The sequence below is a fragment of the Algimonas arctica genome (assembly GCF_014652695.1).
GTDB classification, from domain to species: domain Bacteria; phylum Pseudomonadota; class Alphaproteobacteria; order Caulobacterales; family Maricaulaceae; genus Litorimonas; species Litorimonas arctica.
In genome coordinates, this window is record NZ_BMZH01000004.1 from 162,739 (window position 1) to 179,442 (window position 16,704).

General features: G+C 56.1%; 17 protein-coding genes. 16 read left to right on the plus strand and 1 reads right to left on the minus strand.

Annotated elements, in window-relative coordinates:
- Positions 1–1,928: 1,928 nt before the first annotated feature.
- The 10 genes from IE105_RS06565 to IE105_RS06610 all read left to right on the plus strand — a co-directional run bounded on the left by IE105_RS06565 (position 1,929) and on the right by IE105_RS06610 (position 9,818).
- Positions 1,929–4,109: a peptidoglycan-binding protein gene (locus IE105_RS06565; RefSeq protein WP_189496664.1), complete on the plus strand. Its 2,181-nt coding sequence runs from the start codon at positions 1,929–1,931 to the stop codon at positions 4,107–4,109.
- 220 nt (positions 4,110–4,329) lie between these two features.
- Positions 4,330–4,641, plus strand: coding sequence for a 50S ribosomal protein L21 (gene rplU, locus IE105_RS06570; protein ID WP_189496666.1), 312 nt, complete (start codon positions 4,330–4,332; stop codon positions 4,639–4,641).
- A 34-nt stretch (positions 4,642–4,675) separates the two neighbouring features.
- Entirely contained in the window at positions 4,676–4,945 is a 270-nt protein-coding gene (gene rpmA, locus IE105_RS06575) for a 50S ribosomal protein L27 (RefSeq protein WP_189496668.1), read from the plus strand.
- A gap of 122 nt (positions 4,946–5,067) precedes the next feature.
- The gene (locus IE105_RS06580) at positions 5,068–5,604 is read left to right on the plus strand and encodes a GNAT family N-acetyltransferase (protein ID WP_189496670.1); all 537 of its coding nucleotides are present in this window, start codon (positions 5,068–5,070) and stop codon (positions 5,602–5,604) included.
- A 4-nt stretch (positions 5,605–5,608) separates the two neighbouring features.
- Positions 5,609–6,106 (plus strand): GNAT family N-acetyltransferase, encoded by a 498-nt coding sequence (locus tag IE105_RS06585; protein WP_189496672.1) that lies wholly within the window; start codon positions 5,609–5,611, stop codon positions 6,104–6,106.
- A 10-nt stretch (positions 6,107–6,116) separates the two neighbouring features.
- Positions 6,117–7,160 (plus strand): GTPase ObgE, encoded by a 1,044-nt coding sequence (gene obgE, locus IE105_RS06590; protein WP_189496674.1) that lies wholly within the window; start codon positions 6,117–6,119, stop codon positions 7,158–7,160.
- Positions 7,160–8,257 (plus strand): glutamate 5-kinase, encoded by a 1,098-nt coding sequence (gene proB / locus IE105_RS06595; RefSeq protein ID WP_189496676.1) that lies wholly within the window; start codon positions 7,160–7,162, stop codon positions 8,255–8,257. The genes obgE and proB overlap by 1 nt, the downstream gene beginning before the upstream one ends.
- Positions 8,254–8,835: a nicotinate-nucleotide adenylyltransferase gene (locus tag IE105_RS06600; protein WP_189496678.1), complete on the plus strand. Its 582-nt coding sequence runs from the start codon at positions 8,254–8,256 to the stop codon at positions 8,833–8,835. Before proB ends, IE105_RS06600 begins: the two co-directional genes overlap by 4 nt.
- Before the next feature lie 81 nt (positions 8,836–8,916).
- Positions 8,917–9,351 carry a ribosome silencing factor gene (rsfS, locus tag IE105_RS06605; protein ID WP_189496680.1) on the plus strand — a complete coding sequence of 145 codons (435 nt, stop codon included), beginning with the start codon at positions 8,917–8,919 and terminating at the stop codon, positions 9,349–9,351.
- Between the two features lie 26 nt (positions 9,352–9,377).
- Complete coding sequence (locus IE105_RS06610; RefSeq protein ID WP_233354021.1) at positions 9,378–9,818, plus strand: 23S rRNA (pseudouridine(1915)-N(3))-methyltransferase RlmH; 441 nt, start codon at positions 9,378–9,380, stop codon at positions 9,816–9,818.
- 3 nt (positions 9,819–9,821) lie between these two features.
- On the opposite strand, the gene IE105_RS06615 is transcribed toward IE105_RS06610, so the two are convergent.
- A complete protein-coding gene (locus IE105_RS06615; RefSeq protein WP_189496683.1) occupies positions 9,822–10,379 on the minus strand; it encodes a TetR/AcrR family transcriptional regulator in 558 nt (185 codons plus the stop codon).
- 162 nt (positions 10,380–10,541) lie between these two features.
- On the opposite strand from IE105_RS06615, the gene IE105_RS06620 reads away from it, so the two are divergent.
- From IE105_RS06620 to IE105_RS06645, 6 genes are all read left to right on the plus strand, one after another.
- The gene (locus tag IE105_RS06620) at positions 10,542–10,973 is read left to right on the plus strand and encodes a DUF1772 domain-containing protein (protein WP_189496685.1); all 432 of its coding nucleotides are present in this window, start codon (positions 10,542–10,544) and stop codon (positions 10,971–10,973) included.
- Between the two features lie 94 nt (positions 10,974–11,067).
- Positions 11,068–12,234 carry a murein hydrolase activator EnvC family protein gene (locus IE105_RS06625; RefSeq protein WP_189496688.1) on the plus strand — a complete coding sequence of 389 codons (1,167 nt, stop codon included), beginning with the start codon at positions 11,068–11,070 and terminating at the stop codon, positions 12,232–12,234.
- Positions 12,235–12,339: 105 nt separating this feature from the next.
- The gene (locus IE105_RS06630) at positions 12,340–13,707 is read left to right on the plus strand and encodes a S41 family peptidase (protein WP_189496689.1); all 1,368 of its coding nucleotides are present in this window, start codon (positions 12,340–12,342) and stop codon (positions 13,705–13,707) included.
- Positions 13,707–15,017 (plus strand): S41 family peptidase, encoded by a 1,311-nt coding sequence (locus tag IE105_RS06635; RefSeq protein ID WP_189496691.1) that lies wholly within the window; start codon positions 13,707–13,709, stop codon positions 15,015–15,017. Before IE105_RS06630 ends, IE105_RS06635 begins: the two co-directional genes overlap by 1 nt.
- A 28-nt stretch (positions 15,018–15,045) precedes the next feature.
- Positions 15,046–16,218 (plus strand): divergent polysaccharide deacetylase family protein, encoded by a 1,173-nt coding sequence (locus IE105_RS06640; protein WP_189496693.1) that lies wholly within the window; start codon positions 15,046–15,048, stop codon positions 16,216–16,218.
- A complete protein-coding gene (locus IE105_RS06645) occupies positions 16,215–16,703 on the plus strand; it encodes an RNA pyrophosphohydrolase (protein ID WP_189496695.1) in 489 nt (162 codons plus the stop codon). Before IE105_RS06640 ends, IE105_RS06645 begins: the two co-directional genes overlap by 4 nt.
- Position 16,704 lies beyond the last annotated feature (1 nt).

Here is a 16,704-nt window from a genome sequence, read left to right on the forward strand (position 1 = left end):
GGCACACAAGCCCTGAATGCCGCTCAATTGGGCGCAACAGGCCGCGTCAACACCAACACACGCGGTCAGTTCACTGTGTTTAACGGTGTGTCTGAGCAAGTCGTCGAATCAACGCAAACAATCGTAACGCAGACGGGCGAAATCCTCTGCCGCGTGTTGGTCCCTGCTAAATATAAGGCCATTACCAAGACGATTTTGGTTCAACCCGCCCGCGCCATTGAGCGCGTCGTTCCTGCGGTTACGCGTGAAGTGACAAAACGTGTCGTGGATAGCGCCGCCTCCACACGCGAAATCACGATCCCTGCGGTCTATGAAAACGTCGAAGTCCGTCGTCTGGTCACGCCAGCGCGTGTTGTCGAAATTGATCCCGGTGCCGGTGGTGCAGGTGGCAATGGCGATTACTCGCAACAGGTCAGCACGGTCCAGATCCAACGTCTGATCGAACAGTCTCGTATTGTTGAACGTGCCGTCCCGGCCGTCACGCGCGAAATTTCAACGAACATCGTTCGGACGCCGGCCCGTATGGTCGAGCGTCCAATCCCGGCGATCACGCGCAACGTGACACGTCGTGTCATTGATGCGCCGGCCCGCGCCGTCGAACGTGGCATCCCAGCGGTTACCCGTCAGGAAACACGTCGCCGGATCGTTCAGCCAGCCCGCACAGTTGAACGTGCGGTTCCAGCCGTGACGAAAGAAATCACACGCCGCGTTATTGATCGTCCGGCCTCTGTTGTTGAACGTGCCATTCCTGCCGTCACGCGTCAGGAAACACGTCGCGTCGTCGCAACACCGGCCCGTACAGTTGAACGCGGCATCCCAGCGGTCACACGTGAGGAGACACGCCGTGTCATCCGCACACCGGCTCGTGTCGTAGAGCGTGCGATCCCAGCGGTCACACGCCTCGAGGATGTTCGTCGCGTCACGCGTCCAGCCGCCACAGTGGAACGGGCCATCCCGGCAATCACCAAAACGGTAGAGCGTCGTGTTCTAGCGACACCAGCCCGCGCCGTTGAACGGGCGATCCCCGCGGTCACGAAGCAAATCCAACGCCGTGTTGTAGCCAATGCAGCCGCTGTTGTAGAACGGCCAATCCCAGCCGTGACCCGTCAGGTCACACGCCGGGTCGTCGATGCAGCCGCGTCCGTCGTTGAACGCACCATCCCGGCCGTCACACGCGTCGAACAGCGTCGTGTTGTCCGGACCCCTGCTCGCACCGTCGAAGTGGCCGTTCCTGCGGTTACGAAGCAAATCCAGCGCCGCATCTTGCGGACACCGGCAGCGGTCACAGAACGCGGTATCCCGGCGGTCACCCGTCAGGAAACGCGTCGCGTCATCACGCAACCAGCTCGTACGGTTGAGGTCGCTGTCCCAGCTGTGACCAAGCAGATCCAGCGCCGCGTCGTACGAACACCCGCCGCCGTCACTGAACGCGCCATCCCAGCGGTCACCCGTCAGGAAACGGTTCGCGTCATTCGTTCGCCTGCGACCGTCGCAGAACGAAACATTCCGGCTGTGACCAAGCAAATCGAGCGCCGCGTCGTGCGAACACCCGCCGCCGTCACTGAACGTGCCATCCCGGCGGTCACCCGTCAGGAAACGGTTCGCGTGTTGGCTCAGCCTGCCCGCGTTGTCGAGCGTGCCGTCCCGGCGGTTACCAAGCAAGTTCAGCGCCGTGTTGTGCGGACACCGGCTGCCGTCACTGAGCGGGGTATCCCTGCTGTGACCCGCGTTGAAGAACGCCGTGTCGTGCGGACACCCGCTGCGGTGACCGAACGGACCATCCCGGCCGTGACCAAACAGATCGAGCGCCGCGTCGTGCGAACACCCGCCGCCGTCACTGAACGTGCCATCCCGGCGGTCACCCGTCAGGAAACGGTTCGNCTGAACGCGCCATCCCAGCGGTCACCCGTCAGGAAACACGTCGTGTCTTGCGGACCCCTGCAGCAACAACTGAACGGGTTATCCCGGCTGTGACGAAGCAATTGCAGCGTCGCGTCGTGCGCCAGCCTGCAGCAGTTACTGAACGCGCCATCCCAGCGGTCACCCGTCAGGAAACACGTCGCGTTGTCACGCAACCGGCTGTCACTGTCGAACGGGTCATTCCAGCGATCACCAAGCAGATCCAACGCCGCGTCTTGCGGACACCGGCTGCTGTGGTTGAACGGACAATCCCAGCGGTTACCCGTCAGGAAACGATGCGCCGCATCACTCAACCTGCCGGTACCGTCGAACGGACAATCCCGGCTGTGACCAAGCAAATCCAGCGCCGCGTTGTGCGGACACCGGCTGCCGTGACAGAGCGGACAATCCCAGCGGTTACCGAAGCCATTACGCGCCGGGTTATAGCGCAACCGGCTCGTATAGTTGAGCGCGCGGTCCCAGCGGTCACGCGTCAGGAAACACGCCGAGTGCTTCGTAATCCTGCACAAGTCACTGAACGCGCAATTCCTGCGGTCACACGGAACGAGACACGTCGTGTCATTCGGACCCCAGCCCGCACGGTTGAACGGACTGTACCAGCGGTCACGAAAGCGATCACGCGCCGCGTTATCGCGCAACCTGCACAAGCGACAGAACGGACAATCCCAGCGGTTACCAAAGAAGTGACCCGCCGCGTTGTCCGGACACCGGCTCAAGTGACAGAACGGGTTGTCCCCGCTGTGACGAAGCAAGTGTCGCGTCAAATCCTGCGTCAGGAAGCCCGCGCGGTTGAACGGGCCATCCCGGCCATAACCCGGACGGAAACACGTCGCGTTGTCACTACGCCCGCACGGACTGTTGAACGGACCATCCCGGCTGTCACCAAAACGATCTCACGTCGTGTTGTTGTTAACCCGGCAAGTGCCGTTGAACAGACGATCCCGGCTGTGACTGAAGCTGTCACGCGCCGTGTCGTCCGCACCCCTGGCCGCGTTGAAGAACGTCAGATCCCGGCTGTGACCCGCGCGGAAACACGTCGTCGCATTGTCAGCCCAGCGCGCAGTGAACAGCGGGTTATCCCGGCTGTGACTCGCACGGTTGAACGCCGCGTCGTCGCTCAAGCGGCACGCGTCGATGAGCAGACGATCCCAGCGGTCACGCGGACCGTGACACGCCGCGTCGTTGATCAAGCCGCCCGCGTCGAGCAACAAGTCATTCCAGCGGTCTACCAGACTGTTGAAGTGCAGCGTGTTGTGACCCCGGCTCGGACAGAGCGGATCACAATCCCCGCTGTCTATGACACGATCGAGAAGCGCACAGTGACAAGCGCACAACGCTCAGAATGGCGTCAGGTTCTCTGCGAAGCGAACGCCAACTCTGTGGTTATCTCGGCCATCCAGCGTCGTCTGCAAGAATTGGGCTTCTACTCCAGCGCCATTAACGGTCGCCTGACACAAGAAACCTACTCAGCGGTTGAGGCGTTCCAGACGTCACGCAATCTTTCCACAGGCGGGCTAACGCTTCGTACAGTGGACGAATTGCGGGTCGATTGGCGCTCAATGGTCAGTGGTGCAATTACCACAACGACCACAGGCTTCACCACGGGTGCATCAACTCAGACAAACACTACGGGTATCCAAACCGGAACAGTGACCGAAACCACAACTCGCACATTGTCTTACACAGTGCGCGATGACGGCATGGTCATCGACGGCAACGGAACGGTTGTCGGCCGTTACGAAGCATCGACCGGCAATGTCATCAACAGTGCAGGTGTCATCGTTGTCCGAAACCTGCAAATCGTTGCTGGATCGCGTCGCGAAACAACGGTCACGACACAAGGCCCAACGGTTATCACCGGGTCGCAAACGCGAACCACGACAACCCAAATGCCAACAGTTGTGACCGGCGGATCAACGATCATCTCGGGTGAGTCGACCACGACAACGACATCGGGTTCACGTAACCCCGTCTCTGTCCTGCCTCGCGCCCAAGTCGGATCGCAAAGCTCTGGCAGTGTGCTGACGTCAACAGGTCGCTCAGTCACGACAGGAAGCTCATCCTCGAGCTTCACGGTTCGCTCTGACGGCTTTGTTGTCGACGGAACGGGCGCTGTGATCGGCCGTGTTAACGCTCAGGGCCAAATCCTGGACGCACAAGGCAATGTCATCGGCTCGGTTAACAACTAAGGCCTCTGCTATTTGAATACGGACCCCGCCGATTTTATCGGCGGGGTCTTTTCATGTCCGGAATTCGTCAAGATGCTGACGGTCTGGCTTGACAGTTTAGTGAGGCAGGGCTAATTCGCCCGCTACTGCCGCCCGGTGAGTCTTTCACGCGCGCGGCTTTCGTGATTTTTGGGCTCTCTAGGCATGTGCCGGCCCGACCAAACAGTAAGGACGGAACATCATGTTCGCAGTCATCAAGACAGGCGGCAAACAATACAAAGTTGCCAAAGACGACATTATAATTGTTGAGAAACTCGACACCGAAGAGGGCAAAACTGTCACCTTCGACGACGTGCTTATGCACGGCGCGGATGGCGACGTTAAAGTCGGCGTACCGATGGTCGACGGCGCGTCCGTCACCGGTGAAGTGATCGAACAACGTAAAGGCGAAAAAGTTCTCGTCTTTAAAAAGAAACGTCGTCAAAATTATCGCCGTAAACGCGGCCATCGTCAGCTGGAAACAGTTGTACGTATCACAGGCATTACGGGCTAGCGTTCGCGCGCCCTTCTCAATCTAGGAGACCGACATGGCACATAAAAAAGCAGGCGGCTCGTCCAACAACGGTCGCGACTCCGCAGGTCGCCGTCTTGGCGTGAAAAAATTTGGTGGCGAAGCTGTCATTCCCGGCAACATCATCATTCGCCAGCGTGGTACAAAATACTATCCCGGCACCAATGTCGGCATGGGTAAAGACCATACGCTCTATGCGATGGAACAAGGCCGCGTGTCTTTTGCGAAAAAACGCAATAACCGCACTTATGTTTCTATTGATCCAGTGGCCCAAGCCGCAGAGTAGCGATCGCTCTTTATAAGGGTCGCCCAATTGGACGACCTCGTTGCGAATAGCAGGGAAACTGGGGTCACCCGGTTTCCCTTTTTTTATGCTATATCCCTGGTCAAATGCCGATGGAGGCTCTGATGCACGAGGTTCTGACAACCGATAGACTGACATTGCGCCCGCTGGAAACAACGGACGCGACGGATTTTGCACGTCTTGTCAATAATCGCGCCATTTGCCGGATGACGGGCACCTTCCCCTATCCCTTCCCCAAACCGTCGGTCGAAGGATTAGTCGAGATTTTCTGCGCCCGCGCTGTCACGGGCCACTCTTATCACTGGACGATCCTCTGGCAGGAGCAGTTTGTTGGTGTCATTGGGTTGTTCGGACAGGCCGAAACCCGTGAGATTGGCTATTGGCTAGGCGAACCATTTTGGGGGAAAGGCCTGATGAAAGAAGCGCTCTGCGGTCTCATCGCCCATCTCGTTAAGCTGACCCCTAACCTGCGCATGATCGCGGGTGTCTTTACTGACAATACAGCGAGCGCCCATCTCTTAAAAACGATCGGCTTTGAACAAAAAGCCGAACTTAAACAAACCTATAGCCTCGCACGGCGTCAGACCATGGAAGGCTGGAGTTTTCAATTCGAAGCCAATTCTGTATCGAGTGATGGCTAAGGTTTTGGACATACACACCGCCGTTCGGATAGCGTGCTATCTGCCTGATCTTGCAAGCTTTAAGCGTTTACGCGCCCAAACGGACTGGGGTGTGCCCGATAACGCGACGATCACACTGGCACTGAACAACAGTGTGTTTGGGGCCGTCGCAATAATGGAGATGGCAACGATAGGCATGATCCGAATTGTCGGAGACGGCGCGATGAATGTTTACGTTCAAGATGTCATTGTCGATGAAAACTACCGCGGTCTTGGTATCGGTCGCCGCCTTGTCCAAACTGCAATTCAGTGGATGCAGGACACGCTCCCATCCTCCATTACAGTCGGCCTGATGGCCGCAAACGGACAAGACTCATTTTACGAAACGTTCGGCTTCACGTCTCGCGTGAGCCCAAAATTCGGTCCCGGCATGCAAAGCCAATTATCGGACCTGGCAGTCAATTTTAACTCACTATCTATCGGCATAGGGTCTCCCCTAGCCGTAACAGGACAATCCTCCTAAGAGCCGCCTCATGAAGTTTCTCGACCAAGCCAAAATTTACCTCCGCTCCGGCAATGGCGGTGCGGGAAGCATTTCCTTTCGGCGTGAAAAATATATCGAATTTGGCGGCCCGAATGGCGGCGATGGCGGGCGCGGTGGACATGTTTATGTCGAAGCGACCTCCTCGCTCAACACCTTGATTGACTATCGCTTCCGCCAACATGTTCGGGGCGGCACGGGGGGGCACGGTATGGGCCGGGATCGTTACGGCGCGGCGGGCGAGGATGTCGTAATGATGGTGCCCGTCGGGACACAGGTCATTGATGCGGAGACGGATGAGACGCTGATCGATCTGACTGAAGATGGCGAGCGCGTGATGTTGGCTAGAGGCGGCAATGGCGGCTGGGGGAATGTCCGGTTTAAAACGGCGACCAACCGCTCTCCGCGCAATGCTAATCCGGGAGAGCCCGGCGAAGAACGTTTTGTTTGGTTACGTCTAAAAGTCATCGCCGATGCGGGTCTGGTTGGACTTCCCAACGCTGGCAAATCAACTTTCTTGGCCGCTGTGTCCGCCGCCAACCCGAAACAAGCCGACTACCCCTTCACCACCCTGCACCCGCACCTCGGTGTGGTTGATCTTGGCCCGGCGGAACGATTTGTGCTCGCGGACCTTCCCGGTTTGATCGAAGGCGCCGCGGACGGCGCAGGTCTTGGCCACCGTTTCTTAGGCCATGTCGAACGCTGCGCGGCCATTATCCACCTGGTTGATGCCACCAGCGATGACCCCGCTGAGAGCTACCGCGTGATACACGGTGAACTCGACGCCTATGGTGAGGGGCTAACGGATAAACCGCAAATCATCGCTTTGACAAAATGCGAAACATTGGATGATGAGACTGTTCGCGCGGCGAAAGAAGAGCTTGAAGCCGCTTGTGGACAGACTGTTTTCCAAATCTCGTCCGTGGCGCGCCAAGGCCTCAAACCCTTGCTTTCAGAGGTTTTTCAATATGTCGACAAGCGCCGGAAGGCTGAGCTAGCCCCGGAGGTTGTCGAAAAAGGCTGGTCACCTTTGTAATGAACCTCTCCGCTTATAACAGGATCGTCATCAAAGTCGGCTCTGCACTCCTCGTTGAAGACGGTGCATTGCGGCGGTCTTGGCTGATCCGTCTATGTGGAGATATCGCCGCGTTAAAAGCCAAGGGCTCGGATGTGACCATTGTGTCGTCAGGGGCCGTCGCCTTGGGGTGTGAAGCCTTAGGTATGGATCGGGCGTCACTCTCACTGGCGCAGAAACAGGCCTGCGCCGCCGTTGGCCAATCCGCCCTGACCCGGGCCTATGATGACACGTTAGCCGCTTTTAATTGCCCCTCTGCGCAAGCCTTGTTGACCCTTGATGACACGGAAAATCGGCGACGCTGGCTCAATGCCCGCGCCACGCTTGATACATTGCTCGACCTCGGCGTTGTTCCTGTCGTCAATGAAAACGACACAGTCGCGACGGCTGAAATTCGGTATGGCGACAATGATCGTCTCGCTGCCCGAACGGCACAGATGATTGGGGCCGATTTACTGATTTTACTGTCTGATGTGAACGGGCTTTACTCTGAGGACCCGCGTAAATCCTCAACGGCGCGACATATTCCAGAAGTGCAGCACATTGATGACACCATTCTAGCGATGGGTGGCAACGCGAATTCTGAGCGCGGTGTCGGCACAGGCGGTATGGCGACGAAATTATTGGCCGCGAAGATTTGCCTGAATGCGGGCTGTGATATGATTATTTGTGATGGGCAGGCTGACGGTGCGCTCACAAACCTACAGGACGGCGCGATCCATACGATTTTCAACGCCGGAAGCGATCCTAAAAGCGCGCGATCACAATGGATCGCCAATAGTCTGGCGCCCTCTGGGCAGCTCATAATTGATGCTGGCGCCGTCGCCGCATTGCGACTGGGAAAAAGCCTGTTGGCCGCCGGACTGACCTCCGTCTCGGGTCGCTTTGGTAAGGGCGACACAGTCACGATCATGAGCAGCGCAGGTCACGAGATCGCACGCGGGCTCTCCTCATACGATAGCCACGACCTGATCCCTCTGTGCGGACTGCGATCTGACCAAATCGACCATCCGACGGGATCTGTCGTCGTTCACCGCGACAATCTGGTCATGTTATGATGGCCAAATCAGGCCCGTCCATCGGTCTGTTTGGGGGGTCGTTCAACCCGGCCCATGCGGGGCATCGCCATGTTGCTGACGCGGGCTTACGTGAGTTGCAGCTCGATCAAGTCTGGTGGCTCGTCAGCCCGCAGAACCCTCTAAAATCTGCGCAACCCAGCGCATCAGACCGCGCCAAGACAATCGATAATTTAGACCTGCCTTACGCAATGCGGATCAGCCACATCGAAACCCGCCTGAAAACACGCTACACGGTCGATCTTTTGTGCCAACTCCGCGCCCAATATCCCACGACGCGCTTTGTCTATATGATCGGATCAGACAATCTCGCACAAATGCCGCGCTGGAAAGACTGGCAGACGGTATTTGATATGGTTCCTGTTGCCGTCATTGCTCGCCCCGGCGCGCCCCTAAAAGCGCGACTTGGGCAAGTTGCGAGGCAAATGGCGGGCTCGCGTCTACCAGAGCAACAAGCGCATGCGCTAAAGGACTGTTCAGCCCCTTGTTGGACCTATCTCACGTTGCCGCTCAATTCGATTTCATCCTCTGCAATCCGAGCCAAACACACTGCGAACTGACAATAGTCCTGACGTATTCCTTGTGATAGAGACGAGTTTATTCAAATTGAAACTCTCGCAAGAAACATAACTTTGCCCAACATGACTCCCCATAAAACAATGTTAGACGCCGGAACACCTGAAGCTGATGCGCTCCTGACCGACTCAACAAAGCTCTCCGCCTATATCCGAGAAATTTTGGACGAAAACTCTGCACAAGATGTGCTGGAGATCGATATCCGTGAGAAATCGTCAATTGCCGACTATATGCTTGTCGCCTCCGGCCGATCCAACCGCCATGTGGGCGCGCTCGCCGATTACGTTCTGCGCGGTCTGAAGCAAGCCGGATTCAAAGACATCGGCACTGAAGGCCAAGAAGGCAAAGACTGGGTCCTCGTCGACGCCGGCGATGTGATCTTGCATGTGTTCCGCCCCGAAGTCCGTGTGTTCTACAATCTTGAAAAAATCTGGTCTGTTCCTTTGCCGGATGGGTTGCGTGCGATTGCCGAAGAAGCCCCCGCAGATTCGAACGAATGAAGCTAATTTTGCGTGCGGGCGGGACCATGAGGTCAGGCCCGGAACGCGAGATGGTCGATGACTATCTCAAGCGCGCCCAATCGATGGCGCGCGGCCTTGGCTTTCTCGACGTTGAAGAACAATCCGTCGAGCTTGGAAAGTGCCGCAACCGATCTGAAGAAACGGAGAAACTAACGGGCAGCCTTCCTGATGGTGCCGTTTTTTTTGTTTTAGATGAACGCGGTAAAGCGATTACGTCACGCCAACTTTCCAAAACATTGATCCGATTACGGGATGACGGTCATTCCTCAGCTGTCTTCCTGATTGGTGGGGCGGATGGGTTTGAGCCGTCGGCATTGCCGTCCTCAGTCCGTAAAATCTCTTTCGGAACGCAAACATGGCCGCATAAACTGGTCCGCGTGATGTTGGCGGAACAGATTTACCGCGCCCTCACGATCATGGCCGGAACACCTTATCATCGCGACTAAGTCCTAACGAGCCGCTTGCGCCGTAACGGCACGAACGGCCATGGCGACCATGATGTCAGGCTCAGACCAGCGATACCCACTGATTGTGATCATATTGTGGGCGATCCCATTTAAAAAACAGATGAATGCGTCGAGCTTTGCTTTCAGTTCATTCGAGCCAAGGTCATCCTCGTGACCATCTAAAAGCGCTTGAGAAAAGATTTCGAAGCGTTGCACAAGCTCTGGGCTTTCAATGAAGACACTCACATCGGATTGCGTGACGCCATCTGAAATAAAGACAAGTCGATAAAAGTCGGGATGGTCCAACCAATATTGGACATAGGCTAAGCCTAAGCCCTGCAGCTGACGATCGTGCGCCTCTGGTACGGTTTCCAATTGATCAAAAAGGTCGCGAAACACATCCGCCCAGAGCGTGCGGAGCACATCCACTTTGGCATCGTAATATTTGTAGAGTGTCATCGGCGAACACCCAATCTCTCCCGCGATACGTCGCATAGAGACCTTGGCGTAGCCCTCCTTTTGGAAAAGTTGCTTCGCAATATCTGCAATTTCCCGCCGCATGCGGCGCCGCTTTGCTTCCGTAATCGACGGTCGCCCAGGCGTAGTAGCGGTTTCACTATGTGTTTCTGTCACCTGACTCTCCCCTCCCGCGTCGCGCTAGACCTAGTCGATTGACACGGGTTTAACAATAAAATATACATGTATAATAAAAAGGAATTAGACATGTTAGAGCCGCTGAATCTGTTATCGACCCTCATAGTCGGCCTCTATGCGGGCAGCCTTTTGACAGAGGCAACGATACTGGTCCCGTACTGGCGTCGCATGGACCCGAGTGAGTTTTTTCGGCTTCATGGATCGCTAGGACCCAGACTGTTTCGCTATTATGCGCCATTGACAGCGTCTGCTGTGGCTCTTTCCCTCATCGTGGCGGTTCTAAACCAGGCACAAAACATGGCCTGGAATGTGACCGCAGGCCTGTGCCTGACGGCGCTCGGAATCTTCTTCGTCTATTTCAGCAAAGCCAATAAAAGCTTCGCGGATCATAGCTTAAAGCATGACGCGCTAGCTGGAGAGCTTAGCCGTTGGGCGAATTGGCATTGGTTGAGAACAATCCTCATCATAATCGCCTTCGCCAGTTCGATTGCGGGGCACTGACCCTTGTGTCTCATGGGAGCTTAGCAACAATTGCTAGCAAGGGAGACTGATGGGGGGGATTGACGGCGCTGTGCGCCTTGTCAAAGAGCGTTCTATGCGCTTCGCACTTTTGCCCTTCATCTGGCTGCTTTTAGCCCTGAACGTGTCCGCAATGGCGCAGCAAGCCCCTGATCTTGAGAGCCTGGCGAAAGCCGAAGCAGAAGCCCGAAAAACCGAAGCCCGCCTGAAAACTGAGCGGGAAAAAGTGATCAAAGAAATCGCGGCGCTGAAGGCCGAATTGGCGCGTGACACACAGCAAACCCAAGCTTTTGAGCGCGAAAGCCAACGCATTACTGAGAAACTGTCGGACTCCACCGTTAAGCTACAAAAACTAGGAATCGAGCTCGCCGCCAATCGCGATAGCACACTCGAACTCTTCGCCTCGCTGCAACGTCTACAACTCCGGCCAAGCGTGGCGACCCTCGCCCATCCTGACGATGCGGTCAGAACAGCCCAAGCCGCGACGATGATCGACTTATTATCGGGGCAGTTGCGAGAGCGGGCAAAAGTCACGCAACAACTTGCCGAAAATGTTGCGAGCGCCCGGGATGAAGCCTTGACCCAGCAGGACGCGCTAGACGCGAATGCGGCAGAACTTCTGCGCCGGAAAACACGCACACAAGCGCTTGTTGCGCAAAAAGAAAAGCTCCGACTATCGATACAAACGGATGAGGAAGAGGCGCGCGCGGATGCCGCCCGCTTTGCAAGCGAAGCCGCGACCTTGCGCGAGCTCATCGACAAAGTTGCGGCGATTCCAGAATCGGTCACACCGCGCCTCAAACCCGGCCTAACGCCCGACGCGACGCCGCTCAGCCTTCCTCCGATCAAGCTTCCGCCCGGCACGGTTCGATTTGCCGATGCCAAAGGCGGCATGGTCCGGCCTGTATCTGGCAGCATGACTGAAGGGTTTGGCCGTAGTTCGAAAGGACAGACCTATTCGGCCAGAAGCGGCGGGCAAGTCATCGCACCCTATGCAGGGCGAGTAGAATTTGTCGGACCGTTTCGCACTTACGGCCGTGTTGTGATTCTCAATATGGATGACGGCTATTATCTTTTGCTCACCGGGCTCAGCGAAACCTATGTCACGACAAGCGAAACCGTTAAACGCGGTGAGCCTGTTGGATTAATGCCGGGAACATCGGGCCGAACCCCACTTTACATCGAATTACGACGGAATGGACGATCAATTGATCCAGAACCGTGGATGGGTGGCCGCGGTTAAGGGTTTGCGGGTTAAACAGTGGTAAGTTGGCATGGCAATCGCAGCAATTTGACTGGAAACGGGGAATTACCGTCTATAGGTAATGATTCAGCAAGGAGACGCTTGATGAAATATGTACTGCCAGTTGTAGGCACAGTCGCCGCCGTGGGATTGTTTGCCTTCTCCACCGCCAATCAGGCGGCACTGGCGGTTGAAAAGCCGTCATACTCCGACACGTTCGAGCAACTCGACCTCTTCGCCGATGTTATGGCGCGCGTTCGTAGCGATTATGTTGTTGAAGTCGAAGATGGTGAGCTGATTGAAGATGCGATTAACGGCATGCTGCAATCGCTCGACCCCCATAGTTCCTATGTCAACCCGGACGATTTTCTTCGTCTGCAAGAACAAACTTCGGGGCGTTATGTCGGCGTCGGTATGGAAGTTACGCAGGAAGATGGCTACGTTAAAGTCGTCTCTCCGATTGACGGCTCCCCAGCCAAAGAAGCTGGTATCAAATCTGGCGATTATATCACTGAGATCGATGGCAAAACCGTGCTGGGATTGTCTTTGACCGAAGCGGTCAACATCATCCGCGGCGAAACGGGCGAATCCGTCACGTTAACAATCGCGCGCATCGATGAGGAGCCGCAAGATATAACGCTGATTCGTCGCGCAGTAGACCGCGCCGTTGTGACCCACGAAATCAAAGACGGCGTTCCCTATATCCGTATCAGTCAATTTAATGAAAAAGCGGCTCCGGGGCTTGTCGAAGCCATCGCACAATTGCGCCGCGACGTAGATGGCAAATTGCCAGGTGTAATCCTCGATTTACGGACCAATCCAGGGGGCTTGCTTGACCAATCCATCAAAATTTCTTCCGCCTTTCTAGATGGCGGTGAAGTCGTCTCAACACGCGGTCGCGAAGGAGCGGATCAACAAAGCTATACCGCAGAACCGGGTCAACTTCTCAAAGGGGTTCCGGTTGTTGTCTTGATCGACGAGGCGTCTGCTTCGGCCTCAGAGATTGTTGCCGGTGCGATCCAAGATCGGGGCCGTGGCCTCGTGATGGGCATGACCAGTTTCGGCAAAGGGTCAGTACAATCACTGATCCCGCTACGCGGCGGACGGGACGGCGCGCTACGCCTGACGACTCAGCGTTATTACACCCCATCGGGCCGCTCTATTCAGGGCACAGGCATTGATCCGGACCTCTTCGTTTCGTCCTATCCGAATGATGGCGAAGACCACACACGTATGAGCGAAGCCGATCTACCGAATTCAATCTTAAATGAAGATGCCGAAGAAATCGTAGATGATAGCGTTACTGAGGACGGAGTCACTGACGACACGACAGAAGACGCCGCAGAAGATGAAATGATCATTGATTACCCGCCTGAAGGCTTTGTCATCCAAGATGACCATCAGCTTCAACAGGCCATCGCGCTGATAAAGTCCGGCGACTATGATCAACGCTTGGCTGAGCTGCAAAACTAGTGTCACCGAAACAAGGTTTTGTTCTTGCAGGTGCGTTAACAGCCAGCCTTATTGCGGGGTGGTCTTATGCCGTCCCGCCTAAGCCGATTGACGCCCCCTCCTTTGAGAAATTGCAAATTTTCGCCGACATTTTGACCATCGTCGAGACGAAGTATGTCGAACCTGTTGAAACTCAGGCTTTGATTGAGGGCGCTCTAAACGGCGCGCTCGCCAAACTAGATCCCCATTCCAGCTATGTCCCGCCAACGACATTCACCGAACAACGCAAAGCCGCGCGACGCGAATATGGCGGCCTTGGCATCGAAGTGATCATGGAAGGCGGGCTGATTAAGATCAGCTTTGCGCTCGAAGAAGGCCCGGCTTTCGCGGCTGGCATTCGATCGGGTGATTTTATCACAGCCGTCGAAGGCGAGTCCATTTTAGGGCGAGATCTAGACGAAGCCGTCGAAGGCATTCGCGGTCTGGCGGGCGACCCCGTCACCGTCACCGTCCTCACTCCCGACCAAGAACCGCGAGACATCTCCGTGATGCGCGCACAAGTCCGTGGACGGGCGATACGCCACCGTGTCGAACAAGGTCTCGGATATGTGGTTTTAGAAAGCTTCAACAACACCGAACTGACAACTGACCTCGAACGCGCTCTGGAAATATTATCGGAAGAACTGGGCGGTGAAATCCCAGGTTTGATTATTGATTTACGCGGTAATCGTGGCGGCTTGCTCACTCAATCCGTCTCAGTTTCAGGGTTGTTCCTCGATGGCGGAGAAGTTCTCTCCGTGCGGGGACGCAAGGACATTGATACTGAGCGCTACCACGCGGAAGCCGGCGAGCTTTTGCCCGACATGCCGATTGTCGTTCTTGTCTCTCCGGGTTCCGCTAGCGCGGCTGAAATTCTCGCCGGATCACTCCAAGACCGAGGACGCGCCGTCGTCGTTGGCCGCCGGACCTTTGGAAAAGGCTCCGTACAATCTGTGATCCCCCTGCCCGGAAATAAAGGCGCGCTACGGATGACAACGCAGAGATATTATACGCCGTCCGGCAAAAGCATTCAGGGTCGTGGTATCATGCCCGACCAGCTGGTATCGGCTCTCGACGATAATGGTGAATTGCGACGGCGTATCCGCGAAGACAGCCTGCCCAATGCGCTGAGAAACACTGATACATCTGACTATGAAGAAATTTATGATGACGTGATGTTCCCGCCGGAAACCTTCCCCATTGATGAGGACTTTCAGCTTCGTACCGCCGTCGATATCCTCAAGACATCCCGCTACCAAGATTTGCTCAACGCGCAATCTGACCTCGACTAGCGCCCCCGGCTCGCCTTAAGAGCGACTTATGACATCGGATGATCCTATCAGGCGAGTCGCCTCGCGGCGGCGACAAGCTTTGTCGCTGCCCAAGCGCAGACATCACCTTAGCTTAGCGCTCTTGGCCCTGATTATTTTGATTTCAGCGCCGATGCTCATGGCGCGATTTTTTGGCAGTGATTCTGATGCGCAACCGAAAGGCTCCGTATCCGTCGCGAACCTGCCGCAAGGACAAATTCCCTCACCGCTAGACGAAAAAGGGGACACACTTCCTGACCTCCTCGCGGACCTTGTTCCAGCAGGCGAGAACCCAACAGACGCCATTGCCGCTATCGATGCGCTCGGAAATCCGGTCGGGTCAAAACCCAAAGTTACACCTAAGGCCCTTGTATTGCCGCCCGCCGCGCCGAAGGCGCCGCCGATCGATGCGTCTTTGACTCGCCAGAGCCGTTTTGGTGCCATTCCTGGGCCAAACCGTGATGGGAGGACCCCGCTTGAGGCCTACCGCCTTCCACAAGCCCCCCAGAGTGGACGCACGCCCGTCTCAATCATTGTCGGCGGGCTCGGCATTAATCCGACACTGACGCAACGCGCCATTGATGAGCTTCCCCCGGCTGTGACCCTGTCATTCGCAGCGCAAACACCTGCTCTGCAGGGATGGATAAATAAAGCCCGCGCACGCGGTCATGAGGTTCTTCTGGAAATTGCGATGGAGGGCGCCGGATTTGAGGCATCGTCTCCAGGATCAGAAAGAACCTTACAGGTCAACCTTAGCCCGGACGAGAATCGCCAACACCTGCATTATGGACTGTCACGCGCACAGGGCTATGCTGGGGTTATCAATTATCAAGGCGAAGTCTTGCTTTTGCGTAGCGATACACTCAGCCCCATTCTCAATGAAATCAAAGCCTCCGGTCTCGGGCTGTTTATCGATGGATCCTTCGAGGCACCGACCGTCGGCGCACTGGCAAGTTCTATTTCCTTACCGTTCAAGGCTAGCTTTGGCCTCATTGATCCGGCCCCCAGTCAAAGCGTGATCGAAGCCCGGTTGGCAAACTTAGCGGCAGAAGCAAAGACGTCGCCCGGCACGCTCAGTGTGGGCTTCGTCTATCCGCAAACTATTGATGCGGTCAAAGGTTGGGCCGCGACCTTGTCTAGCCAAGGGCTCATCCTCGTTCCGGCAACAGCGACCCTAAAATGACTTCTAATCCAGACCTATATCGACCCTGTGTTGGCGTCTGCCTGTTTAACAAGTCAGGACGAGTTTGGCTTGGCCGGCGCTATGGCGAAACAGGGAAATTTTCTTGGCAGTTTCCACAAGGCGGCTTGGACGACGGCGAAAGTCCCGAGTTCGGGGCTCTGAGAGAGTTATGGGAAGAGACAGGTGTCACCGTCGCCAACCTCACGCCATTGGGTCATATTGAAGACTGGTTATACTATGATTACCCCCCGGGCATGGCCAAGAAAAAAGGCAAGACGTTCAAGGGGCAACGCCAACTTTGGTTCGCCTATCGTTTCAATGGAAGCGAGAGAGATGTCGATTTAACGTCCCACGGCACGCAAGAATTTTCAGAGTGGAAGTGGGCCAAATTTGCCAAAACACCCAACTCGGTCGTGCCGTTTAAACGCGACGTTTATGAACGGCTAGTCACCGCGTTTGCGCGCTATGCAGACCCAAGCGCATAAG